We start from the raw sequence: 25,459 nt of genomic DNA on the forward strand, positions 1-25,459 counted from the left end.
CAACGCGAGATATTTGTTCTCCCGACGCGCGATGACTTTCCCGCGTTTCGGCCGAAAGAATGGGACTTTCTGCCCGTCATCGTGCTCAGGGATTCCGACTGCCTCGAGTTCTTGTGGTTTGCTCGCACCGTCCGACTTCGACTCGCCGAGTCACGCGTGGCTCCGCCGCTCATTCTACTCCTCTCGCCATGGCCGTGGCGTACGGCCACGACTCGATCTGCAGAGCTATCGATTCGTAACAGCGGGTTCGAAGTGATCGTGTCGACAGCGAGAATCGGACAGCTGACACCTCAACACGTGGCGCCTTCCATGGTACTAGTCGATCGGTCGCGTCGCGTGCGGGCAGCGTTCGTCCTACCAACGAGTCCCAGGGAGATGTACGACATCATTCGCGCGGCGAAGCAGCTGCTCTCGATCTCAGACACCTACGAGTCATCCGATTCAACCCATGGAGCAGCACTGCGATGAGCACTGCGAGTGTTTATTCTTTGGCTTCTCTTCTTCTGTGGTTTGTGGGTGCCGTGCGGGTGCCTACATCGGTCGATTCGTTCGCAGTATCCCGGCATGGACTAAGTATCCCGGTCGCGTGGGACGGAGCTATCGGGCCGCGCGTCGAGGGCCCTGGTGTCGCTGGGCGCGAGCTGCGGGACGTCCGACTCACCCCTCGCTGGATGATTGGCGGTAACCCCGAAGACACAACAATCTTGTTGCCGTTACAACTTCGCGCATCTCGCGAACACTTCCTTGTCTACGATGCGATTGCGCAGCGCTTGCTCGCGCTCTCTCCTAAGTCTGGCCGCATCGATTGGCGATTCGGGCGTCCCGGCCGCGGGCCGGGAGAGTTCGGCGGTGTTGCCAAGGTCACAGCAAGACGGGACGGAGGCGCCTTCGTCGTCGACTTCGCGCTCTCGCGCCTCACCGAGGTTACCGAAGACGGCAAGGAGGGGCCGCGCGTCGACTATCGGCTGGGGGTGAATCCAAGGGGGGTCTGCGAAGCCGGGAACACGCACATCCACCTGCGCTCGACCGAAAGCGGCGAGATCGAGCGAGTGCACGTGCCAACGGGCCAGAGGGGTTCGGAGGATCTCCCATGGCCGGAGCTGCGCGCGTTACCGTCGCTCGTGCGGCAATCCATGATATTTGAGCACCCGCAAGCAGGGGTCTGCATGATTAGCGTGACGTTCGGTCCCATGTTCGCACTCTTGGACGAAACGGGAGTTCGCGCACGGGCTCGTTGGATCGATGAGATTCCGATGGGACAGGCTAAGGCGCTCGGCAAAGGCTCCTGGGAGATGCTTCCGAGCACGCAGGGAGCGATGGGCGCCACCGCGGTGGGCAACTCGTTCGCCGTCCTTTTCCGTGGCCGCGGCCCCAAGCGGGGGCGTTTCGTCGACTTCTACTCGGTCATCGACGCTGGCTACCTGTTCTCCATCGAACTCCCCTTCCCGGCCATCGATATCGCATTCGGCCACGGCCTGCTCGCGCTCGCAGGCGAGACGGAGGAAGGGGCGCCCTTCGTGCGCGCCTTCTCCGTGATGCCGTCGTTGGAGGGCATGATCACCAAGGCCATGTCAGCTTCGCGTCGCGTGCAGCGGTAGTACTGCTCCTCAATCGCTTTGTTGGGTTCCCTCGCCCCGCCTCAGCCGAACAGGCAACCTTTTTTCTCTTTCCCGCGACATATGTAGAAGTCACCCCACAACTCCCCCCGACTCGCCCCGTGGCCGTACATTCGCTCCGTGAAGCGCCTCACTCTCCCGACGCCATGACGGCCACCGTTCGCCTCGTCCCTCCCCGCGCCCGTGCGCGCGCGCGGCTCTGTGTTCACGCGACCGCCCTCGCCGGCGCCCTCCTGAGCACGCTCACCGCCTGCGACAAGCTCCGCGGCGCCGCCACCAGCGACTCCGCCGCCGCCGACTCCGCCGCGGCAGCCGGCGACACTTCCGCCACCCCGCGCACCGCGATGGCGCTCCCGGTCGCGGTCACCGCGGTTCGCGACGGCGATCTGGTCCTCTCCGTCACCACCACCGGCCAGGTTCGCTCCGACGGCGAAGCGCTCCTCAAGGCCGAAGTGGCCGGCACCGTCGAGAAGGTCCTCGTGCACCCCGGCGATCGTGTTAGGCGCGGTGCGCCGCTGGTCACGCTCGACCCGCGCCCCTTCGACCTCGCGGTCGCTGAGGCGCAGGCGGCGGTCGACGAGGCGCAGGTGCGTTACTACGACGCCGTCGCCCCCGACTCGATCGTGCTCGGCCGCCCCCCGAGCGATGACCAGCGCCGCATCGCGCTCACCCGCTCCGGTCTCCAAACCGCACGCGTGCGGCTCGACCGCGCGCGGCTCGACCGCGAGCGCGCCACGATCACCGCTCCGTACGACGGGATGGTGGACCGCGTCGACGTGTCGCAAGGCGAACGTGTGGCCGCCGGTGGCAACATCACGCGAGTCGTGAACCTCAACGCGCTCCGCATCGAGGCCAACGTCCTCGAGCACGATCTCCCGCTGATCAAGGAAGGGGGGAACGCCCTCATCACCTCGGCCGCTGCCCCTGACGAGCAGGTGACTGGGCGCATCAGCGCGGTGCTCCCGGTGATCGACTCGACCACCCGCTCGGGGCGAGCCTATGTACGCCTTGCCGGAGGCGGCAAGCTGCGCCCCGGGATGTACGCCGACGTGCGCCTCGAGGCCTCCCGCCTCACCAATCGCCGCCTGGTCCCGGCCCGCGCCGTCATCGAACGCGACGGCCGCCCCCTGGTCTTCGTGGTGAAGGACGGCCGCGCCCAGTGGGTCTACATCCTCCCGGGGCGCACCAACGGCATCGAGACGGAAGTGCTGCCAGACTCCTCGTCGGGGCTGCTTCCGGTGGAAGTCGGCGACGACGTGATCGTCGAGGGGCACCTGACGTTGACGCATGATGCGCCGGTGCGCGTGGTGCAAGCCGAGGAGCCGAAAAAGAAGACGGTAGGCAGAGCCAAGAGCGAGTAACTGCTCGGAACACGACGCGCACCACCGCCGCACCGCGCACTCCAAACTCGTCTTCTCGTCTTCTCGTCTTCCCGTCTTCTAGAGCAAGACTCCGTGTCTCTCGCCCGATCTGCTGTAACCCGCCCCGTCACCACGATCGCCAGCGTCCTCGCGATCGTGTTGTTAGGCAGCGTGTCCCTCGGTCGCACCCCGGTCTCGCTCCTCCCCGACGTGCAGCTCCCGGTGCTGACCATCCGCACGCTCTACACCGGGGCGGCCGCCGAGGAGGTGTCGCGGTTCATCGCCGAGCCGGTGGAAGAGGCGATTGCCGCCACGCCGGGGCTGGTGGAGCTGCGTTCCGTCAGTCGCAACGGCGAGGCCACCACCACGGCGCGCTTTGCCTGGGGGACGGACATGCAGACGACGCTGCTCAACGTGCGCGAGCGGCTCGACAACGCTCGATCGCAGCTCCCCGAGCGCGCCGAGCGGCCGACGCTGCTCACCAGCGACCCGGGAGAGCGGCCGATCGCGGTGCTCTCGATGTCGATCGCCGGCGACATGCGGCAGCTCGCGCGCACGGCAGAAGACGTGCATGCGCGGCGACTGGAGCAGATCGCGGGTGTGGCGTCGGTCGCCGTCGTGGGCGCCCCCGAGGACGAAGTGCGTATCGAGGTCGATCCAGCGCGCATGCGCGCCCTCTCCCTCACCCCGAACGACGTCTCGGCCGCCATTCGCGCGGCCAACGTGAGCGGCGTGGGGGGGACGATCAGGCGCGGGCAGTTCCGATTTTCGGTGCGCACGCTCACCGAGTTCCGCTCGCCTGACGAGATCCGCGACGTCCCGGTGGGGCCGACAGGTGCAGGGATCACGCTCAAGGACCTGGCGACCGTCACCACGACCATCGCCGACCCCAAGACGCTCACCCGGTTCGACTCCAAGCCGGCGGTGGGGTTGGTGGTCTACAAGGACGCCGGGGCCAACACGGTCGCGGTGACGGGGGAGATCAACAAGGTCGCCGACCAGCTGCGCAAGGAATTCCCCGCCATCGGGCTCACCCTGGTGGCGGCGCAGGCCACGTTCGTAGTCGACGCGCTCTCCAACCTGGGGCAGGAGATCTTCATCGGCGGGGCGCTGTCGCTCCTGGTGATCCTCCTTTTTCTGCGCGACTGGCGCATGTCGCTGGCCATCGCCACGATGATCCCGCTCTCGGTCCTGCTGGCATTGGTGATCCTTCAGGCGCTGAACGTGACGATCAACGTTCTCTCGCTGGGCGGGTTGGCGTTAGGCGTGGGGCTCCTGGTGGACAACGCGATCGTGGTGGCCGAGGCGGCGGCGCGCAAGCGCGAGGAAGGGATGTCGCTGTTCGATGCGGCGATCGAGGCGACGGAAGAGGTGAGCGGGCCGCTGATCGCGGGGACGCTGACGACGCTGCTGGTGTTTGGGCCGATCATCTTTGTCCGGGGACTCGCGGCGGCGTTGTTTCGGGACTTGTCGCTCTCCGTCGTCACCAGTGTGGGCGCTTCTTTGGTGCTGGCCCTCACGCTGATGCCGGTCATGATCGTGGGGAGAAGACGGGAAGACGAGAAGACGAGAAGACGAGAGAACGATCCTCGGTCTTCTTTGACTCGGCTGGGGGGGTGGGCGGAGGCCTGGTATGAGAGGGGGATGCGGTGGGCGTTGCGGAATCCTGGGCCGGTGTTTGGGGTGGCGATTGCCTCCGTTGCGCTGACCGTCTGGGTGCTCGGGCGGATTCCTCGTGAAATTCTGCCGCAGGTTGATGAGGGGATGGTCGTCGCGTCGGTGCACCTCCCCGAAGGGACCGCCATCGAGGCGACCACGCAGCAGGTGGCGCGCATCGAAGATGCGGCCCGGGCGTTAGGCGCGAAGGGGATCTACTCGCGCGTGGGGATCGCCACCGATGAAGAGATCCTCGCTGGCGCGGAGCCGGGGTCGTCGGCCACGGCGCAGTTGCTCGTCCCGGTTCCCGAGGGGCAGAAGGCGGCGACCTTTGCCGACAAGTTGCGCGCGGCGGTCCCCGATCTCGCGGCCGGCGCGCTGGCGCTCGATCTCGCCGGGCAGTCCGAATTCGGGTCGCTCATCGGGCGCGAAGGGCGCCTGGTGCGCGTGGAGATGAGCGCGCGCACGTTGACCGAAGCCGCCCGCTGGGCCGACTCGGCGCGCGCGCGGCTGCAGAAGCTCCCGTCCCTCGCCGACGTGCGCGACCCTAACGGCGGGACGCAGCCGGTGGTGGAGATCACGCTGCAGCGCAACCTCCTGGCCGAACGCGGCATCTCCGTCGAGGCGGTGTCCAACGCCCTGGCCGGTGGGCTGGGCGGGGTGGAGTCGAGCGACTACCGCGAGACCGATCGCCGCACGCCGATCTCGGTGCGCTTTGCGGGGGTCAAGAACGAAGACCTGGCCGAGGCAATGGCGACGCCGGTGAAGGGGGTGCCGATCGCGCAGCTCGTTAGGGCCGAGGAGCGGCAGGCACCGATCGAGGTGGTGCGCGTGGGGCAGCGCCCGGTGGCCGTGGTCGAAGGGCTCATCGAGAGCGGCGGCACGCGCACCGCCGCCGAGGATGTGCGCGCGACGATGACCGCGATGCGGTTCCCGTCCGGGGTGACGTGGGAAGTGAGCGGCGCCGACACGGAGCAGGAGCGCACCACGAGCGAACTGACGCTGGTGGCGTGGCTGTCGGTGGCGCTGGTCTTTCTGGTGCTGGCGGGGGAGTTCGCGTCGTTCACGGTGCCGCTGGTGGTCATGCTGACCGTCCCCCTTGCAGCAGTCGGCGGGATTCTCTTCCTCTACGTCACCGGTCAATCACTCAACGCCGTCGCCCTCATCGGGATCGTGGTGATGATCGGCATGGCCGACAACGAGGCGGTGGTGAAGCTCGATGCCATCCGTCGCTTCCGCGAGGAAGGGCACAGCATCGAGGAGGCGATCATGCTCGGCGGGCACCAGCGCCTGCGGGCGATCGCGATGACGAGCATCACCACGATCACCGGCGTGCTGCCGCTGGTCTTTGGGTGGGGGAGCGGCGGGGCGCTGTACCAGCCGTTGGCGGCGGGGGTGATCGGAGGGAGCATAAGTGCGCTCCTCGTCACCTTCTTCCTCCTTCCCACGGCGTATGCGGTGCTTGAGAGAAGACGGGAAGACGGGAAGACGGGAAGACGAGAAGGGGCGTCGTTGGTTGGAGGGGAGGTGGCTCGTGGCGAACAGTAGCCTCTCCCGCCGAGTGCCCGCCCCCTCGACGCTCCCACTCGTCTTCTCGTCTTTTTTTTTTTTCTTTTTTTTTTTCCCTTTTTTCCCGCCCTCCCTTCTTCTCGTCTTCCCGTCTTCCCGTCTTCCAGGCCCCATGATAAGGGCCGCCGTTTCCCGCCCAGCAGTGGTATGGGCTGCCGCGGTCACGCTGCTGCTGGCGGGGCTGGTGGCGTTCACCCGCCTCCCCCTCGCCACGCGCACCACCATCGAGCTGCCGCGCCTCTCGATCACCTCCACGTGGACGGGCGCCAGCGCCGAGCTGGTCGAGATGTACGTCTCGTCGCCCGTGGAGGCGGCGATCCAGTCGGTGCGTGGGGTGCGCAAGACACGCTCCGAGTCGTCCGAGGATGGGTCGCGCATCACCGTCGAGCTCGAGCCTAACGCCGACGTCCAGATTGCGCGCCTCTCGATCCTCGAGCGCATCGAACTCCTGCGCAAGGATTTCCCGCCGGGGGTCACTTCGCCGCGGGTGAGCAACTACGTCCCCGAGGAGTTGTCCGAGGAAGACCTCCTCACCCTCACCATCTCCGGCCCCTACACCGCCGGGACGCTGCAGAAGATCGCCGACGAGCAGGTGGAGCCGCGGCTGAGTGCGGTTCCGGGGGTCGGCAACATCAGCGTACAGGGCGGAACGGAGCCCGGCGTCTCGGTCACGTACGACCCCGCCCTGCTGCGCCAGCTCGGGATCTCGCCGCAGGCGTTAGGCGACGCCCTCACCGGGGCGCGCGTAGTGCAGGCGCTGGGGAAGGAGCAGCGCGGCAACACCGAACGCCCGGTAGTGCTACGCGACCAGCCTCAGGCGGTGGAGGACCTGGCCAACCTCCCGATCCTCGGGCGCGGCGGCGAGCCGTTCGCGTTAGGGTCGCTGGCCTCGGTGCGTCCGGAGGAAGACGCCCGCGGCTTCTTCTTCCGCATCAACGGGCAGCCGGCCATCGCCATCGGCGTGTCGCGCCTGGCCGGCGCCGATGCCATCAAGACCGCCGGCGCCGTGAAGCAGGCGCTCGACGACATCGAGCGGCGCCTGCCGACGGCGGTCAAGCTGCAGGTCGTGTACGACGACTCCGTCGAACTGGCCAAGCAGTTGCGTGACCTGCTCATTCGCGGCTCGATCGCCTTCGGACTGGTGCTCGTCGTCCTGCTCGCCCTCTTGCGCGACTGGCGCGGGACGGGCCTGGTGATGCTCTCGGCGTCGGTCTCGGTGGCCGGGACCGCGCTCCTCCTGTACGTCTTCGACGTTCCGGCCAACCTGCTCACGCTCGCCGGACTGGCGATGGGGGTCGGGATCCTGGTGCAGGACGGGCTCATCGTGATGGACCGGTTGGGTACCGTCCCCGACACGCCGGACGATCGCGCCCGCGTGGCGCGCGCGATTGCCCCGGCGGTCACCGGCGCCACGCTCACCACCGCGGTGGTGCTCTTCCCCTTCCTGTACCTGCAGGGGAACGCCCGCGCCGCGTTCGTCCCGTTTGCCAGTGCCTTCACGATCGCGTTGGGGTGGTCGCTCATTGCCTCGGTGGTGATGATCCCGGCGCTCGCCCGCGGGCACCGGGTGCACGAAGCGGCCTTTCCGCGCTCGCGCCGCGCCTACGCGCGCCTGGTCCTCGCGGTGATGCGCTGGCGCTGGGTCACGCTCTCGCTCACCGTCGCCACGTTAGGCGTGCTGACGTGGGGGTTCATCAAGAAGGTCCCGCGCCTCTCGTTCAGCGGCTTCGGCGAGCAACGCACCACCCTCACGGCCTTCGTCAACTTTCCCCGCGGCTCCGACCCCGCGTCGCTCGACGCGGCGATGCGCGAGCTGGAGGCGCAGGTGGTGGGGCGCCCTGGGGTGGAGCAGGTCACGGCCCAGACCTACGGCGGCTTTGGCGCGGGGATGCGCGTCCTCTTCCGGCGCGACGCCGAGTACTCGGCGATCCCGCAGGAGCTGGAGGAGGCGCTCACGCAGCGCGCCGTGTTCATCGGCGGGGCGTCGATCTCGGTGCGCGGGCAGGGGCCGGGCTTCTCGTCAGGCATGGGCGGGGTGTCATCGGCCACCTTCCGCATCAAGATCCTCGGCTACTCCTTCAGCGGCGTCGAGCGGCTGGCGCTCGATCTCAAGGAGCGACTCGAGCGCATCCCGCGCGTGCGCGACGTCGACATCAACTCGTCGTCGTTCTTCTCGACGGGCAAGGCGTACGCCGTGACCATCGAACCCGATCGCGCCGCGCTGGAGCGCTACGGCGTGACCGCGGCCGACTTCTCGCGTGCCGTCTCGCGCGAGGTGCGCGGCCCCGTCGGTCGCCAGCTGCTGGAGATCGGCGGTGACGAGATTCCGGTGACGGTCAAGGCGAAGGGGGCGCGCGACCGTTCGCTCGACGACCTGCGCGCCGCCATCGTCCCCAATCCCGGCGGGGCCCCCGTCACCATCGGTTCGCTCTCGGCGGTCGACGAGCGCGAGGCGCTGAGCGCGATCTCGCGCGAGGACCAGCAGTACGTGCGCATCGTGGCGTACGAGTTCCGCGGCCCCAACAAGCTGGCGCAGCGCACGCACGATGCCTTCATGAAGTCGATCTCCGTCCCGCCGGGCTACTCGGCGGCCGATGCCGGCTTCGGCTTCTTCGAGCCAGACGAAAGCGAGCAGGGGCTGTGGCTCGTCTTCGCCATCGGGGTCACGCTGGTGCTGCTCACCGTGGCGATCGTCTTCGACTCGGTGTGGGGGGCGGCGATGGTCTTCCTCTCGCTCCCGGTGGCGTTAGGCGGGGTGATCGCGGCGTTCTGGATGGCCGGGGCCGCCTTCACGCGCGAAGCCGCGGTTGGGGTGATCCTGGTGGTGGGGCTGGCGGTGCACCAGGCGATCCTGATGATCGACGCCGCGTTGCAGCGCCGCCGGGCCGGGACGGTCAATCGCCAGCTGCACCGCCTCACTCCGTTGCGCACACTGCGCGCGGCGGTGGACCGCTCGGGGATGATCGTCCTGGTGACGCTGGCCTCGCTCGCCTCGCTCCTCCCGCTGGCGGTGGGGGAGAAGACCGACACGCTCTTTGGCGCGATTGCCCTGGCCACGGCCGGCGGGACGCTGGCCGGGACGCTGGCGGCGATGGTGATCCTGCCGGCCCTACTGGTGCGGAAGGTCCGGCGCAGCGCCTAACGCGCCGCCTTCCGCGCCCGCTTGTCCTCGTAGAGTCGAGCGTCGGCTTCGTCGAGCAGCTGCTGCAGGCTCTTGGGGTTGTGCGGGTCGAAGCGCGCCACCCCCCGCCCGATGGAGATTTTGAACGGGCGCCCCTCGCGCGCGTTGTGCGCCGCGATGCGCTCGTCCAGTCGGTTGACGAGCACCTGCCCGGTGGGATCGAGGCAGTTCACCGCCAGCGCCACGAACTCGTCTCCCCCCAGCCGTCCGCACAGGTCGGAGTCGCGGAAGGTCTCGTGCAGGATCGCCGCGACTTCCTTCAGCGCCTCGTCACCCGCGGCATGCCCGTAGGTGTCGTTGATCGGCTTGAAGTCGTTGAGGTCGAAGTACAGCAGGATGGCGTGCCCGGGATTGGTGCGGGCGACGTTGAGGTGCTGCTGCGCCAGCATGAAGAAGCCGCGCCGGTTGTAGAGCCCCGTGAGCTGGTCGCATAACGACATCTTGCGCAGCGCATCCTCGGCCTCCTTTCGCTCGGTGATGTCGCGCATGATGGTGGAGAGGTGCTCCACCTCGCCCTGCGTCCCCTTGTGCGCGATGATCACCTGCGACACCGGGATCTCCCGCCCGTCCGCGGTGCGGAGCGCGGTCTCGCCGTTCCATGCCCCGTATTCCACGGCGAACGGAACGCCGACCGATTGCACCTCCTGCAGCGCCCACTCCGGGAACATGTCGGCAAAGGTGAGGTGCACGTCGGCCCCGACCCCGATCATGCGCCGCCCTGCTGCGTTGAGGTAGGGGACGTCGCCGTCGATGGAGGCGATGGCGATGAGGTCGGGCGTCGCCTCCAGGATCGCCGTCAGCCGCGCCTGCTCGGCCTCGGCCTCCTTGCGGTCGGAGATGTCGCGCGTGACGAGCACCATCCCGCCGCCGGAGAGCAGCGTCACCGACAGCTCCTGCGGGAAGGTGGAGCCGTCACGCCGCTTGGCCAGGATCTCGCCGCGCCACCGATCGTGCATGTAGAGGTACGGGATCACCTCGGCGTCGAAGTGCCGGATGGCCTCGCGGTCGTACATCGTGCGCCACGACTTGCCCACGAGCGCTTCGCCGCGCTCGTGCCCCATCATGCGCCCGAAGGCATCGTTCACAAAGCGGAAGTCCTGGAACGAATCGATCAGCGCCACCCCGTCCACCGACGCGCCGACCGCCGCCGAGAGCTGGAACATCCGGCGCGCCTCTTCGCGGCGCCCGGAGATGTTGCGGGCAATGCTGACGAAGTGCGTGATCTGCCCGCCACCGTCGTGCGCCGGCGCGATGGTCTGCTCGATCCAGAAGGCGCTGCCGTCGGCGCGGTAGTTGAGCACCTCGCCGTGCCAGCCGTTCCCCGAACGCAGCGCCTCGCGCATCTCGACGATCGTCTCGGGATCGGTCTCGGGCCCCTGCAGCAGCTCGCCGGGGGTGCGCCCGACGGCGGCGTCCATCCCGAAGCCGGTCATGGCGAGGAAGGCGGCGTTGACCCACTCGATGCGCCCCACGCCGTCGGTGATGATCACCGCGTCGTTGGTGCGTCGCGCGACCAGCGCCTGCCGCTCGAGTTCCGCGACCTCCTCGCGTCTCGTGGTGAAGTCGCTGAAGGTGCAGACGACCGCGCCGACCCCCTCGCCGTCGTCGGCCGGAATGGGGCGCGTGTTGAGCGAGATCCAGACCCGCCGCCCCCCGGGGCGCGGGAAGCCGATGACGACCTGGTTGAACGCCACGCCGGTCCGCAACGTCACGAGCACCGGGTGATCCTCAGGCGGAAGCGGCGCGCCGTCCTCGCTGACCGCGCTCCAGCAGGGGGAGTGCGGCGTCGTGCCGACCAGCTCGGCGGCGGAGAGGCCGAGGATCCGCGCGGCGCTGTTGTTGGACGCCACGACACGCCCGTCGGCATCGTGCATCATCGCGCCGTGACTCATCGCCTGGATCATCGCCCGGCTGGCGGCGTCGCTCAGCGGCGAGGGGTCGAGCGCCCGCTCGGTCGATTCCATCGGGACAGGCATGTCTGGCGGCGTCTCGCGAGAGGTTACGGTCCCCTAATTGTCGGCCTCGGTTGGCGTTTCTTGAGGCGCCGCCCCCGTCTCTCTGACGCCGCGCATCCCCTCCGTGTCCGGTCGCCGCGTGGTCGCGGGACCGCCCCCGCGTCCGCGCCACCGCGCGCCTCCTGCGCCCCCCGCCCTGTCCTGCCCCCCGCGATCTCCCCCGCTCTCCTGCGCTCTCCTCAGTCTCCTGCGCCCCTCCGAGCGTCTCCTCTCCCCCCCTCCCACGCTCCCAGCCATGCAGGGCCTGGGGCGAATTCCGGAACCGATCGGCGCTTTCCTTGGCCCCCAGGGCGCTGTTAGAGTAAATGGTAACGTTTTCAGTAAATTGAAAAGTCGGTAAAGCGAGGAGGACGCATGTCAGATCGATTGCGACTGGGGCGCCGGATCCGGGCGGCCCGACTGGAGCAGAACCTGAGTCAGGCGGCGCTCGCCGAGCGATTGGGGATCTCGGCGTCGTACCTCAACCTGCTCGAGCACGACCGCCGGTCGCTTACCACGGTCCTCCTCCTCAAGCTCGCGCAGGTGCTCGGGCTCGAGCTCCGCGACCTCGCCGCCGGCTCCGACGCCCCCCTCGCCTCCGATCTGGGCGAAGTCTTCTCCGACCCGCTCTTCGAGGATCACCCGGTCACCCCGCGCGAGATCCGCGAGCTGTCCGAGACGGCCCCCGAACTCGCGCGCGCTGTCGTGCGGCTGCACCACGCGTACACCACGAGCCGCACCTCGCTCGACTCGATGGCGCAGCGCATGGCCGACACGCAGGATGGCGGCGGCGAGGACATGTCGCAGGAACTCGCCTCCATCGGCCGCGTGCGCCTGTCGAGCGAACAGGTCTCGGACCTGCTCGAGCGCAACAAGAACTACTTCCCCGAGCTGGAAGGCGAAGCCGCGCGGCTCTGGCGCGAGGCGACGATCGATCGCGAGAACCTGTTCGGTTCCCTCTCCCGTCACCTGCAAGCCCGGCACGGCGTGCGCGTCACGATCCGCACGGTGGCCGAGATGAAGGGGGCGGTGCGGCGGTACGATGCCCCGCGCCGCGAACTGTCGCTCTCCGAGGTGCTGCGCCGCGGCTCGCGCAACTTCCAGCTCGCACACCAGATCGGCCTGCTCGAGTGCGGCGAGACCCTCGACCGCATTGCCGCCGACCAGTACCTCACCACCGACGAGAGCCGCTCCCTGGCGCGCGTCGCCCTGGCCTCGTACTTCGCCTCGGCGGTGCTGATGCCGTACGATGACTTCTTCGAGGCGGCCGAGCAGCTGCGTTACGACATCGAGCTGCTGGGGCATCGCTTCCGCGCGTCGTTCGAGCAGGTGTGCCATCGCCTCACCAACCTGCACAAGCCGGGGAGCGAGGGGGTCGCGTTCCACATGGTGCGCGTGGACATCGCCGGCAACATCTCCAAGAAGTTTGCACCTGCCGGCATGCGCTTCCCGCGTTTCTCGGGGCTCTGCCCGCTCTGGAGCGTGCACGCGGCCTTCCTCCAGCCGGGGATGTTCCGCACGCAACTGTCGCGGCTCCCCGACGGCACGGCGTTCTTCTCGGTGGCGCGCACGGTGCGCCGTCACTCGGGTGACTTCCGCACGCCGGCGGTGATGTACGCCGTCGCCCTGGGCTGCGACCTGGCCTCAGCGCGTCGCGTGGTCTATGCCGACGGCATCGACCTCACCAACATCGACGCCGCCGTCCCGGTGGGGATCACCTGCCGCACCTGCGAACGCATCAGCTGCGAGGCGCGGGCCTTTCCGTCGCTGCAGCGGGCGCTGTCGATCGATGAAAACGTGCGCGGGGTGAACTTCTTCGCGCCGGTGGGGCGGGTGGGGGAGGGGCGGTAGGTGGTGCTGGCGACGTATCCAAAGGTCAAGAGCTCTTCACGGAGGTTCACGGAGGATTCACGGGGGTTCACGGAGGAGTTCCTTGTGGCGAGGCATCTGCCCGCACATCAGATCCTCCTCTCCCTCTCGCGGACTGGCGCCATTGGACGATCATGCCGTTCAGCTGTTGTTCGCCTCCGTGAACCCCCGTGTTCCCCCCGTGTACCTCCGTGTCATGCTTCTCCTCCGCACGACGCGCGCCGGATTCAACGCTGCACCATCCCCCCCGCGTTCTCGTACTGTCTCTGTGTTCTCTGCGGTAGCGAAACAAGGCCCCACCACGCCCGGCACCTGACCATGCGCCTAACGCTGATCCCCCTGCTCTTCGCCCCCGCCCTGCTCTCCGCACAGGCGCCTACCAAGCTCGACGCCGAGGTGGACCGGCGCGCCCACGCCCTCGAGGCCAAGGTCGTCGCCTGGCGGCGCGACATTCATCAGAATCCCGAACTGGGCAACCGCGAGTTCCGCACCGCCAAGCTCGTCGCCGAGCACCTGAAGGCGCTGGGGATCGAGGTGCGGACCGGGGTGGCGAAGACGGGCGTGGTGGGGATCCTGCGCGGCGGACGGCCCGGCCCCGTGGTCGCCCTGCGCGCCGACATGGATGCGCTCCCGGTCGCGGAGGAGGTCGACCTCCCGTTCAAGTCGACCGTGCGCTCCACCTACAACGGGCAGGACGTCGGCGTGATGCACGCCTGCGGGCACGACAACCACGTCGCCATCCTCATGGGGGTCGCCGAGTTGTTGAGCGGGATGAAGGCCCAGCTGCAAGGGACCGTGGTCTTCGTCTTCCAGCCCGCCGAGGAAGGAGCACCGGTCGGGGAGCGTGGCGGCGCCGCGGTCATGCTCGAGGAAGGGGTCTTCGACAACCCCAAGGTCGACGCGATCTTCGGGCTGCACGTCTTCCCCTTCGAGACCGGGAAGATCGTCTATCGCTCGGGGGGGCTCATGGCGTCGAGCGACACCTATCGCGTCGTGATCCGGGGCCGCCAGACGCACGGCGCCCTCCCCTGGAACGGGATCGACCCGATCACCGTCTCGTCGCAGGTCATCACCAGCATGCAATCGTTGGTGTCGCGCCAGGTGGACCTCACGCTCACGCCGGCCATCGTCACCGTGGGCTACATCCGGGGCGGGGTGCGCCACAACATCATCCCCGATTCCGTGGAGTTCGGCGGGACGATTCGCACCTTCGATGAGCCGACGCGCGACTCGCTGCTGGTCCGCTTCCAGCGCATCGTCACGGCGATGGCCGACGCGAACGGCGCCAAGGCGACGGTCGTGATCACGCCCGGGACGCCGGTCACGTACAACGACCCGGCGCTCACCGAGGCGATGGCTCCCACGCTGCGTCGTGCGTTAGGCGCCGCGCAGGTGGAGATCGGGCGGCAGACGACGACGTCCGAGGATTACTCGCTCTTCCAGAAGAAGGTCCCGGGGGTCTTCTATTTCCTTGGCGTCACGCCCAAGGGGACCGACCCGGCGAAGATCGCCCCCAACCATTCGCCGCGCTTCTTTGCCGACGAAGCGGCGCTCGTGCCGGGGGTGAAGGCGCTCTCCTCGCTGGCGATCGACTACCTCGCCATGGGCTCGAAGCCCAAGATGTAGGTCAGCACTTCACCTCCCCCTTCCCTGCCGCCTCGATCATCTCGGCGATCTCGGACACGGTCTTGGTCCCCTTGTCCTCGTCGTACCACGACATCTTGTGGTCGAAGATCTCCTTGTCGGCCTTGTTCCCCTTGCTGCCGAGGATCCAGTCGCGCAGCTCGGCGGGGCGCTCGATGAAGCAGCCCCGCTCCTGGTAGTTGGCGTCGAGGAGGATCACCGTGGGCGTCGCACCGCGTCCGTCGGGGGTGCGATGGGCGTCCATGACCGCGCGGCCGACGATGTTGTCGACGATGCGCAGCTCGACCCCCATCACCTGCTCGGCGAGCCGCGCGATGTAGGGGACGGTGTTGACCGAGTCGGAACAGCCGTCGACGGCGACGACGAGGAGCTTCCACGGCCCCGGGGCCGAGCGCGCACGCGCGAGGACGGCGTCGGCCACGGCGCCGCGGGCGTAGTTGGCGGCCCACTGTTCCTTGCGCGCCTTCGCCGCGCCGAGGAATGCCTCCATCGTGGCCCCGCCCTCGAACAAGCGACGGTACGTGGTGTCGGGGACCGCCGATGTTGCGGCTGACGGATAGGCGACCGCGGCGACGACGACCGGATGGCCGGGAAGCGCCGCGACCGGCGAGGCGAGGCAGGCTGTCGCCGCGAGTGCCGCATGGACGAGCGCGATCATAGGACCGATTCGGTGGGGGGAGCCTGGGCCGGCGTCTTGAGCATCGCGATGATGAGCATGATCGCCCCGAACGTAACGCCCATGTCGGCCACGTTGAAGATCCAGAAGCGCACGTCGCCCAGGCCGATGTCGATGAAGTCGACGACGCCGTTGGGATGCCGCAGGCGGTCGATCAGGTTGCCGAGCGCCCCCCCCGACACCAGCCCGATCGCCGCCCCCTGCCAGCGATCGCCAGCCGGGGTAGAGGCCAGGCTGCGCAGCAGGACGACGAGGACGATCGTCGCCATGACGGCGAAGCCCCAGCGGGAGTACTCGCCCAGCGACATGCTGAACGCTGCTCCCCGGTTGTAGGTCAGGGTGAAACGCAGCACGTCCCCCACGATTTCGTGAGGGACGTGCATCGGCTGCAAGGCCTGCTCCGCCAGTCGCTTGGACACCACGTCGCCCACCAGGACGGTGGCAGCGAGCGACCAGAACCAGCGCGTCTTGGGGCTCACAGCCAGCCCCGCCTACTTCTTCTCGACCAGCGCCTTGATCTCGGCCGGGAGTTCGAGCTCCTTGGCGTCGACCGTGTCCCACTCGTAGGCCTGGACGGTGATCACGATCTGCTGCCCCATCTGGTCGATCGTCGTGGTCGTGGCGCGCTTCACGCCGCCCCAGTCCTTGTAGGCCGCGAAGGTCTGGGTCGTCTCGACCTCACCCATCGGCGTCACCGACTTGGCGTTGGACCAGGTGATCATCCCGTCCGCGACCGCGAAGCAGTCGAACGAGACCTTCCCCGACTTCCAGGTGTGCTTGACCTTGTAGCACTCCTGGCCGCCTAACGTCGCCTTCTCCACCGTCTCGCTGGAGACGATGGCCGGCGAGATGCGCGAGTAGTTGCTCGGGTCGTTGTCTTCCTTGGCCGCGTCGAGCTGCGGCCCGGTGAGGAGCGACGGCCCCTGCATCGGGTTGATCATCCACGCCACGTCGCCATTGAAGCCCTGGCGCATCTCCCCCATCCCGGGGATCTCGGTCTTCGACGCCATCAGGTTCGGGAATACGGTCACCACTTCCATGTTCGCACTCATCCCCATCGCCGGCAGGTCGAAGGCCGCCTTCATGCGCGAGGACTTGTGGCTCTTCCACCCCTCGGCGTTGGTTTCCTTCGCCCAGCGAGCGATGAGGTCCTTGGCCGGCGGAAGCGCCTGCGCGCTGGCAACCGAGGCAACGACGGGGAGCATGAGCACAGCCGCAAGCGCGCGCACGACGCGCGGCGAACGGAGGGACACAGTCGACATTCGGAATCTCCGAGAGTGTGGGTGAACGCCAGACAGCCAACCGGCGCCCGACTACAAGCTAACACGTGCCGGAACGGGGGCGTTCGTGCAGGATCCTACGGACGTCGGGCGGCGCGAGTTGCAGGAGTTTTCGCGGACCGGGAGTCCGGTTGCCCTAGCGCTTGGGAACGACCGGACGGGAATCGGCCGCCGTGGTCGTGGCCGTCACCGGGGCCCCGCCCGCCCACGCCAGGGCGTCGAGGAAGGCCTCGTCGCGTCCGGCCAGGAGCGCGGAGCGGCGCAGGGGGCGCCGATGGTCGGGCGTGACCCCGCGGGCCTCGATGCGCTGGCCGTCCGGCGCGGTGAAGTCGGCCACCACGTACTGCATGACGTCGCCATTGGGGAGCGGGGCGAGCATGGCGGGAAGCGCCTGCCCGGCGGAGGTCTCGCCGAAGATCCGCGCGCGCCCCACCACCTGCATGGCGGCCGCGAAGATCTCGCTGGTGCTCACCGACAGCCCGTCGACCAGGATCGCCAGCGACCCGCCGAAGGGGGCCAGCGAGGCGCCGCGCCGGTCGCTCCGGCGCGGGTTGGCGAGGTAGCGCAGCGCCGTGGCGCGCGTGGTCATCGTGCCTAACGACGTGACGGTGTCGACGAAGTAGCCGCCGAAGCCCATCACCATCGCCGCCACCCCGCCCACGTTGCCGCGCAGGTCGAGCACGATCCCGCGGCAGCGCTGGAACTCGACCATGGCGTCGTCGAGGCGGGGCATCACCGGCGTCATCCAGACGTTGAAGCGTACCACGCCCACACAGCCGCGCTCGTCGGTGAAGCGCTGGGTCTCGAAGCGCACGACCTGGGGCGGGAGGTGGCCGAAGCGCACGATCTCGCCCTGCACCGGGCGACGCGCCGCCGCCAGCGTCCGCTCGCGCCCCTCGCCATCACGAAACGAGGCGCGCAGCACCGAGCCCACGCGCCCCTGCGTCCGCGACATCAGCGAGAGCGGCAGCTGCAACTCCGCCAGCTTGCGCGCGCTCCCCGCCGGCACCTGCAAGCGGGTCCTGGTGAAACCGGCGACGTCGAGGTCACCGAGGGTCTTCACGATCCAGCCCGCGTGCACACCCCCCACGTCGGCGGGCGATCCCGGGACCACGCGCGACACGATCACCACGCCGTCGAGATAGCGGAACTCGAGCCCGACGTCGCCTAACGACTCGCCATCGACCGGGGCGTCGCTCCACGACGCGACCGCCTCCGACGGGACGAGGGCGAAGTGCGACTGCCCGAGCGAGGCGAACATCGCTTCGATCGCCGCGCGCACCTCGTCCATCCCCTCGGCGCGGGCTGCGCGGTCGCGCACCGTGCGCCCCACCGCCGCCCAGTCCTGGCCGCGGAAGGTGGTGTCGTAGAAGGTGTGCGCGATGCGGGCCCAGGCGCTGTCGGCCGTCGCAACGGCCAGCGCCGAGTCGTGGGCGCGGCGCGTCGCCACCGCGGGGCGCTGCGCCTCTGCCGACTGCAGCAGCGCGCCCAGCGCGAGCATCCCCCCCACCAGCCACCAGAAGCGGGCGACGCCTGGACGTGGCCGGCGCTCCGCCGCGACACGCGCTCCGGACGCAGGGCGCGCACCCGACGTGGGTCGCACCGCAGCCGGCGGCGCGTTGAAGCGGGGGCGATAAGGCAGAGCTTGGCGCATTACCAGAGGGACGACTGGAATCGCCCGAGGTCAATCCCCGGGACCAGTCGATTTCCGTGGCGAAATCAGTGCCAGTCCCGCCCGCTACCGCCCGCCCCCGGGGGGCGGCGGGAGGGTCGCCATGAAGCGGCGGAGTGAATCGCCCCAGATGGCCGGGATGGTGTGCGTCCCGTGCCCGCGGGTGCGGTCGGTGATGGGAAGGAGGATGTATTTCGCCGACTTCACCCGGGGGATCAGCTGCTCCATGAGCCCCAGTTCGGGGGGATTCACGAGGTCGTCGGCCGAGTTGATGTGCAGCACGGGGACGGTGACCCGCTCCAGCAGGGAGGAGGGGTCGTAGTCGCGCGACGCGTCGAACTGATAGAGCATGTCGTTGGGATCGGTCGCCTTCATGCGCGCGTCCAGGTAGGCGGTGATCACGGAGTCGGCGGCGGCCCGCGTGGGGGCCTGCCGATGCTGTACCAGCGGGGCCGACCCCATCATGTAGAGCAGCCCCAGGGCGGCGCGCAGGCCGCGCGGCGGCGCGCTGTATTCCCCGCCCTTGAAGTCGGGGTCCTGGGTGATGGCATCCATCATCATGCGCCGCATCATGCGGTTCCGACCGGCAATCTGCGTGGGGGCACAGGCCAGCGGGACGAGGGCGCGCGCCGCATCGGGGAAGAGCGTCCCCCAGACCCAGGCGTGCATGCACCCCATCGAGGTCCCCATCACGATGTACGGCCGCTCCACGCCGAGCCCCTTGGAGAGGAGGATGCGCTGGAGCTTGACCATGTCGGTGTAGCCGTAGTGCGGAAAGCGCATGTGCAGTCCGTCACTCGGCTTGCTCGACTTGCCGTGCCCGATGTTGTCGGGGAGGATGACGTAGAACCGCGCGGTATCGAGGGGCTGCCCTGCCCCGTACAACTCGCCGGCGAAGCCCTGTCCCAGGAACTGGCTCCCGGTGCCACCGGTCCCGTGGAGGATGAGGACCGCGTTCCCCACCGCGCCGGTGGCGTCGCGCCGCGGGGTGCCTAACGTGACGTAGTGCAGGCGGACGTCCGTGAGGCGCTCGCCCGACTCGAAGCGATACTCGGGGAGGGAGAAGTCGCCGGGCTTGGGCTGGGCGGCCGCGTGCGGGGCAGCGAGGGCCAGCGTGCAAAGAGAGGCAAGGAGCGCGCGCAAACGTGCCGACACGGGAGTTCTCGCGGTGAAGAGGCGCGGGAAGCTATCGCGTGGCTGGCGGGGGACGCGAGGAGCACTTCCGGGGGAAGGCGCGCGGTTCTTTTCGGCGCGAGGGCGACGTCAGAGGCTCGACGTGCGGCCGTCTGTGGACCGGACTACTTCAACAGCATGACACGGAGGTTCACGGAGGTCACACGGGGGTTCACGGAGGAAGGCACGCGCCGGTGCAGGATTCGTGTGCGGACGCAACACTTGGGCGCGCCACGGCTTGGAATGGGGACACCTCTTCGCCCCCAGGACCTCCCCCGTGAACCCCCGTGTTCCCTCCGTGAACCCCCGTGTCGAGCTTTTCAGGGCCTGCTCACAGAAGCCAGCCTAGCGCGCGATCGTCCGCCCCCGGCGTCGCGACCATTTCTTGCGCGCCTCCTGGATCGCCTTGCCGAGCTCCACGCGAAAGCGGTCCGGCGAGAAGTGGCGCTCGATGTGGCGCCGCCCGTTGGCCCCCAGCTCATGCGCCAGCGCCTCGTCGGCGAGCAGTCGCTCGGCGTACGTCCGCATCTCGCGCGGCGACTCGGCCACGAAGCCGGTGACGCCGTGCTCGACGATCGTGGTGGGGTGGCGGTGGGTGAGGATCGGCATGCCCGCCGCCATCGCCTCGAGGACCGCCATGTTGTAGCCGTCCTCGAAGCGCGGGTCGGCCGTGTGCACCAGGAAGCGGTGCGAGGCGAGCATGCGCTTGAGGTGATCCCAGTCGTCGGCGGCGTCGACCCCCGCCAGGTCGGGGTTGTGCCCAACGATGCGCAGCGGGAGCCCGGCCAGTGCCTCCTCGTGGAAGTCCCAGGCGAGGAATACGCGCTTGGACGACACGTGGTTGGCGACGCGCAGGCCGCACGCCAGGTCGCCGACGTAGGGGAGGTACGCCTCGGGATCGGCGCTGTTGTGCACCACCACGTGCGTCACCCCCCACGACTTGGCCTTCGAACGGGAGATGGCGATGGCGTGCCCGCCCACCGAGGCGAGGTACGTGTTGAGCACCGCCCGCATCTCGCGCGCATCGAAGTCCGCGTCCTGCTGCGCCATCCGTCCCTCGAGCATGTCGTGCAGCACGAGGAGCTTGGGGGCGTCGAGGAACTTCGTGTCGAGCAGGTCGGTGATGTTGTGGTTGATCACGCAGTCGTACTGCACGCCGCCGAAGCGGACGTCGTCGAGCGTGACGGTGCGCGCTCCCTCGGGGAGTGGGCGCATGCGCTGGTCCCATCCGCGCGTGTATCGACCGGGAAGACCGACGACGATATCGAGCTCAGCCCGGAGAACACCGAGTTGGTGGATCCAGGCCTCGTGGCAGTTGAGTACGAGGAGTTTCACGCTCCTATGACGCGCAACTCGCCGTCGCGTCTCACCGATCTCGAGCGTATCGTTTTCAGTCAGATGAGGTGGACTTAATGTCCGATTTTTCGGTGATGCGCCCCTCGCTTGCCGAAGGCGCAGGTCCCCGTTAGGCTGCCTCGCTCGCCCGCCCGAATCCTGCATTTCCGGCACCGATGTTCGCCCCACTCCTGCTCGCCCTCTCGCTCGCGGTCTCCGCCACCAGCACCGTGGCCAGGCGCGTGTCCGCCCCTCCGTCGCGAACCGAATCGGCCGCGCCGCTTCTCGTTGGCCGGGTCGACCAGACGAAGCCCGCGGCAAGGCAGACGGTGAAGCCCGCCGCGAAAGCGACCGCACGGAAGCAGGCGACGGGGCGAAAGAAGGCGACGGGGCGAAAGAAGGCGGCGTCGAAGAAGTCGCGGGTCACGAAGTCGGCCGGGGGCTCCGCGGCGCGCAAGCCGTCGGTGCCGCGACTCGCCCCCGGGTGGCCGGTCAAAGGGCCCGAGCCGCTCCCCGGATCGATCCTCCCCGGCAAGCGCATCGTCGCGTACTACGGCAACCCGCTCTCCAGGCGCATGGGGGTCCTGGGCGAGTACGACGCGGACGACATGCTGCGCCGCCTCGATCGTGAAGTGAAGGAGTGGTCGCGGACCGACACGCTCACTCCCGTGGTGCCGGCGTTGCACCTGATCGCCACCGTGGCCCAGGGGAGCGCGGGGAAGGACGGCAAGTGGCGGACGCGCATGTCCGACTCGCTCGTGGAACGCGTGTACGACTGGGCGCGACGTCGTCGCGGGATCCTCTTCCTCGACGTGCAGGTGGCGAAGAGCACGCTGCAGGCCGAGCTGCCGCCGCTGGAGAAATACCTGTCACGCCCCGACGTGCACCTGGGGATCGATCCCGAGTTCTCGATGAAATCGGGGCACAACCCGGGGAAGCGCGTGGGGACCTACGACGCACGTGACGTGAACTGGGCGATCGACTATCTCGCGGAGATCGTCGACCGGTACAAGCTCCCGCCGAAGGTGCTGGTCGTGCATCGCTTCACGCGTCCGATGCTCACGAACGCGAAGCAGATCCGCCTCGACCCGCGCGTGCAGGTCGTCATCCACATGGATGGATGGGGGTCGCCGAGCCTCAAGAAGGCGTCGTACGATCAGTACGTGGCGAGCGAGCCGGTGCAGTTCACCGGCTTCAAGATCTTCTACCACAACGACGTGCGGAAAGCCGGGTGGCGCCTGATGCGCCCGGCCGACGTGCTCGCCCTCTACCCCAAGCCGCTCTACATCCAGTACCAGTAGCGGTGCCGCTGGAACGGGGACGCGCCGCGCGCCTGAAGCGGCGGCCCGGGGTGACGCTGGAGCGCCGTTACTGCGGCGCCCCTTCTCCCGCCATGACCCCTTCGGCGGGGAACTGCGCGAGATGCCGCAGCTCGTTGCGCCGGCCGAGCAGATCGGCCACGGTGTAGCGATCGAGCGTGGTGAGGAAGGCCTGCAGCGCCTCATCCAGCGCCGGCGCCAGCCCGCATGCCGCCGAGATCGGACAGGAGATCTCCGTGGGATCGAAGCACGGCACGAGCGACATGTTGTCCTCGGTCCGGCGAACCACTTCCCCAACCACGATCTCGACCGCCGGCTTGGCGAGCCGCATCCCACCGTTGCGTCCGCGAATGGTCTTGACGTAGCCGAGCTGCGACAGCCGCTGGACGACTTTCAATAGATGGTCTTCGGACATTCCCATCTTCCGGGCGACTTCGCCCACGGTCGGAATATCGTCAGGGTCGAGCGCCAAATAGACCAGCGCTCGAAGCGCGTTGTCGGTGAATCGGGTGAGGCGCATAACGACTCCAGAGAGACTGGCGAAAAGGCAGACTGGCTCCGGAGCAAAAGGTAGATTCGATCGACAGCAATGCGGTCGGGAGAGTTCCCAACGAACCGCTGCAAAACCTCTACGAAAGATAGAGGATTCCACTACCGCCCAATGCAGTATCTGGTGCGAAGCTATTGGTGCGATCCGGACGCCGCGTTTCGGTCCAGTCCATCAACGGTTCTTCACTGCTATTGAGAGGCCCCCCCTATGTCCTTCACGCGGAAGTCAGGAGTCCTGGCGTCGGCTGGCGCAGTGCTGCTGAGCGTGACGTTGCTCTACGCCTGCGCCCCCAAGGCCAAGCCGAGCGGCATCGGCAACTTAGGCGACGCGGCAGCGCGCACCTACGTTGCACCTGGCAGCTACGACGAATTCTACTTCTTCACGTCTGGCGGATTCTCCGGCCAGGTCGGCGTCTACGGCCTGCCGTCGGGGCGCCTGCTGCGTGTCATCCCGGTCTTCTCCCAAAACCCGGAAAACGGGTACGGCTACAACGTCGAGACGAAGGCGATGCTCAACACGTCGTGGGGCAACGTGCCCTGGGACGACACGCACCATCCGTCGCTCTCGATGACGGCCGGCGAGCACGACGGGCGCTGGCTCTTCATCAATGCCAACAACACCCCGCGCTTCGCCCGCATCGACCTCAAGTCGTTCGAGACGACGGAGACGCTGGAGCTGCCCAACACCGGCGGCAACCATGGCGCCCCGTTCACGACGGAGAACACCGAATACGTGATCGGCGCCACGCGCTTCTCGGTGCCGATTCCGCAGAAGGATGTCGCTTTCGACAAGTTCAAGGACGAGTTCAAGGGGACGATTTCCTTCGTGAAGGCCGACGAGATGGGGAAGATGGACGTCGCCTTCCAGATCCTGATGCCTGGCTTCGACTACGATCTCGGGCGTCCCGGCAAGGGACCGTCGCACGGGTGGGTCTTCTTCACCTCGTACAACACCGAGCAGGCCAACACCAAGCTCGAGGTGAACGCCTCCAAGAACGACAAGGACTACATCGCCGCCGTGAACTGGAAGGCCGCCGAGCAGTGCGTGGCCGCCGGCAAGGCGAAGACGTGGCCGACCAAGTACGCGCACAACGTGTACAGCCACGAGACGCACGCCGCGACGACCGAGATGAAGACGACGGTCAAGGTCCTCGATCCGAAGGACTGCGCCGGGGCGGTGTACTTCCTCCCGACGCCCAAGTCGCCGCACGGCGTCGACGTCGACCCGACGGGTGAGTACATCGTCGGCGGCGGCAAGCTCGCCACGGTCATCCCGGTGCACTCGTACAGCAAGTTCCAGCAGGCGATTGCCGACAAGAAGTTCGAGAAGGAGGCCTACGGCATCCCGGTGGTGAACTACGACGCCACCATGTACTGTGAAGTGCAGAACCCGGGGCTCGGCCCCCTGCATAACGAGTTCGACGCCCAGGGCAACGCCTACACCTCGGTCTTCATCTCGTCGGAAATCGTGAAGTGGTCGCTCAAGGACTGCAAGGTCGCCGACCGCGTCCCGACGTATTACTCGATCGGTCACCTCACCGTCCCCGGCGGCGACACCAAGACGCCGTACGGCAAGTACGTGATCGCGATGAACAAGATCACGAAGGACCGCTACCTCCCGACGGGACCGGAGCTCACGCAGTCGGCGCAGCTGTACGACATCAGCGGGCCGAAGATGAAGCTCCTGCTCGACTTCCCGACCATTGGCGAACCGCACTATTCGCAGGCGATCCTGGCCAGCAAGATCAAGGGTGAGCAGCTCAAGTTCTTCAAGCTCGCCGACAACAAGCATCCGTACGTCGCCCGCAATGAGCAGGAAGTGGGCGTGAGCCGCAAGGGCAAGACGGTGCACGTCAAGATGACGGCCATTCGCTCGCACTTCGCCCCGGACAACATCGAGGGGATCCAGCAGGGCGACACGGTCCTCTTCCACGTGACCAACCTCGAGCAGGACTGGGACGTGCCGCACGGCTTCGCCGCGATCGGCTCGGCCAACGACGCCGAACTGCTGGTCATGCCTGGCCAGACGCGCACGCTGACGTGGGTGGCGAAGTATGCCGGCGTGTACCCCTTCTACTGCACCGACTTCTGCAGCGCGCTGCACCAGGAGATGCAGGGTTACATCCGCGTGGCCCCGTCGGGGAGCGCGGTGGCACTCTCGGCGACGACGAGCAAGAAGTCGCGGGATGCCTTCGCCGCCACAACGGGCGCCGGCAAATAGGTTGACGCGTTCGAGGGGGCGAGTGCTCGCCTGGCTCGCTCCCTTTCACTCTTAGAGGCATGACCGCCATGCTGTCCAATCGCTCCCGCCTCCTGCTCGCCCTCTCCGCGCTCCTGCTCGTGGCGATGTTCGTGACGCCGATCTGGCGCGTCTTCCTCGATGCCCCGCAGTACCCGGAAGGGATCGGGATGCAGATCTGGATCAACACCGTCAAAGGGGCCAAGGAGAACGATCTCGACAACATCAACAACCTGAATCACTACATCGGGATGAAGCGCATCGTCCCCGATGCGATCCCCGAACTCAAGCTGATGCCGTTCATCGTTGGGGCCCTCATGGCCGGA

16 protein-coding genes are annotated in these 25,459 nt (G+C 68.0%); 8 read left to right on the forward strand and 8 right to left on the reverse strand.

Annotated elements, in window-relative coordinates; genetic code table 11:
- The first annotated feature begins 671 nt into the window (after window positions 1-671).
- From IPN47_22845 to IPN47_22860, 4 genes are all read left to right on the forward strand, one after another.
- A complete protein-coding gene (locus tag IPN47_22845; GenBank protein MBK9410834.1) occupies window positions 672-1,598 on the forward strand; it encodes a hypothetical protein in 927 nt (308 codons plus the stop codon).
- Between the two features lie 164 nt (window positions 1,599-1,762).
- Window positions 1,763-2,977, forward strand: coding sequence for an efflux RND transporter periplasmic adaptor subunit (locus IPN47_22850; protein MBK9410835.1), 1,215 nt, complete (start codon window positions 1,763-1,765; stop codon window positions 2,975-2,977).
- Between the two features lie 93 nt (window positions 2,978-3,070).
- On the forward strand, window positions 3,071-6,181 hold the full coding sequence (locus IPN47_22855) for an efflux RND transporter permease subunit (protein MBK9410836.1): 3,111 nt from the start codon (window positions 3,071-3,073) through the stop codon (window positions 6,179-6,181).
- 163 nt (window positions 6,182-6,344) lie between these two features.
- Window positions 6,345-9,344: an efflux RND transporter permease subunit gene (locus IPN47_22860; GenBank protein MBK9410837.1), complete on the forward strand. Its 3,000-nt coding sequence runs from the start codon at window positions 6,345-6,347 to the stop codon at window positions 9,342-9,344.
- On the opposite strand, the gene IPN47_22865 is transcribed toward IPN47_22860, so the two are convergent.
- Complete coding sequence (locus tag IPN47_22865; GenBank protein ID MBK9410838.1) at window positions 9,341-11,359, reverse strand: PAS domain S-box protein; 2,019 nt, start codon at window positions 11,357-11,359, stop codon at window positions 9,341-9,343. The two genes, IPN47_22860 and IPN47_22865, sit on opposite strands and share 4 nt — an antisense overlap.
- A gap of 393 nt (window positions 11,360-11,752) precedes the next feature.
- Between IPN47_22865 and IPN47_22870 the strand changes: the two genes are divergently transcribed.
- The gene (locus IPN47_22870) at window positions 11,753-13,228 is read left to right on the forward strand and encodes a DUF2083 domain-containing protein (GenBank protein MBK9410839.1); all 1,476 of its coding nucleotides are present in this window, start codon (window positions 11,753-11,755) and stop codon (window positions 13,226-13,228) included.
- Window positions 13,229-13,564: 336 nt separating this feature from the next.
- Window positions 13,565-14,872, forward strand: coding sequence for an amidohydrolase (locus IPN47_22875; protein ID MBK9410840.1), 1,308 nt, complete (start codon window positions 13,565-13,567; stop codon window positions 14,870-14,872).
- A gap of 1 nt (window position 14,873) precedes the next feature.
- On the opposite strand, the gene IPN47_22880 is transcribed toward IPN47_22875, so the two are convergent.
- The 6 genes from IPN47_22880 to IPN47_22905 all read right to left on the reverse strand — a co-directional run bounded on the left by IPN47_22880 (window position 14,874) and on the right by IPN47_22905 (window position 21,026).
- Complete coding sequence (locus IPN47_22880; GenBank protein MBK9410841.1) at window positions 14,874-15,548, reverse strand: thioredoxin family protein; 675 nt, start codon at window positions 15,546-15,548, stop codon at window positions 14,874-14,876.
- On the reverse strand, window positions 15,545-16,045 hold the full coding sequence (gene lspA, locus IPN47_22885) for a signal peptidase II (GenBank protein MBK9410842.1): 501 nt from the start codon (window positions 16,043-16,045) through the stop codon (window positions 15,545-15,547). Before lspA ends, IPN47_22880 begins: the two co-directional genes overlap by 4 nt.
- A gap of 12 nt (window positions 16,046-16,057) precedes the next feature.
- Window positions 16,058-16,828, reverse strand: coding sequence for a hypothetical protein (locus tag IPN47_22890; protein ID MBK9410843.1), 771 nt, complete (start codon window positions 16,826-16,828; stop codon window positions 16,058-16,060).
- 154 nt (window positions 16,829-16,982) lie between these two features.
- Complete coding sequence (locus IPN47_22895) at window positions 16,983-18,347, reverse strand: hypothetical protein (protein MBK9410844.1); 1,365 nt, start codon at window positions 18,345-18,347, stop codon at window positions 16,983-16,985.
- Between the two features lie 237 nt (window positions 18,348-18,584).
- Window positions 18,585-19,661 (reverse strand): alpha/beta fold hydrolase, encoded by a 1,077-nt coding sequence (locus IPN47_22900; GenBank protein ID MBK9410845.1) that lies wholly within the window; start codon window positions 19,659-19,661, stop codon window positions 18,585-18,587.
- Between the two features lie 375 nt (window positions 19,662-20,036).
- Complete coding sequence (locus tag IPN47_22905) at window positions 20,037-21,026, reverse strand: glycosyltransferase family 4 protein (protein MBK9410846.1); 990 nt, start codon at window positions 21,024-21,026, stop codon at window positions 20,037-20,039.
- A 176-nt stretch (window positions 21,027-21,202) separates the two neighbouring features.
- On the opposite strand from IPN47_22905, the gene IPN47_22910 reads away from it, so the two are divergent.
- Complete coding sequence (locus IPN47_22910) at window positions 21,203-22,327, forward strand: hypothetical protein (GenBank protein ID MBK9410847.1); 1,125 nt, start codon at window positions 21,203-21,205, stop codon at window positions 22,325-22,327.
- A 67-nt stretch (window positions 22,328-22,394) separates the two neighbouring features.
- On the opposite strand, the gene IPN47_22915 is transcribed toward IPN47_22910, so the two are convergent.
- On the reverse strand, window positions 22,395-22,865 hold the full coding sequence (locus IPN47_22915; protein ID MBK9410848.1) for an Rrf2 family transcriptional regulator: 471 nt from the start codon (window positions 22,863-22,865) through the stop codon (window positions 22,395-22,397).
- A gap of 237 nt (window positions 22,866-23,102) precedes the next feature.
- Here IPN47_22915 and nosZ point away from each other — a divergent pair, with 237 nt between their 5' ends.
- On the forward strand, window positions 23,103-25,115 hold the full coding sequence (gene nosZ, locus IPN47_22920) for a Sec-dependent nitrous-oxide reductase (protein ID MBK9410849.1): 2,013 nt from the start codon (window positions 23,103-23,105) through the stop codon (window positions 25,113-25,115).
- Window positions 25,116-25,459: the final 344 nt, after the last annotated feature.

The organism is Gemmatimonadota bacterium, from assembly GCA_016719105.1.
Taxonomy (GTDB): Bacteria; Gemmatimonadota; Gemmatimonadetes; order Gemmatimonadales; family Gemmatimonadaceae; genus SCN-70-22.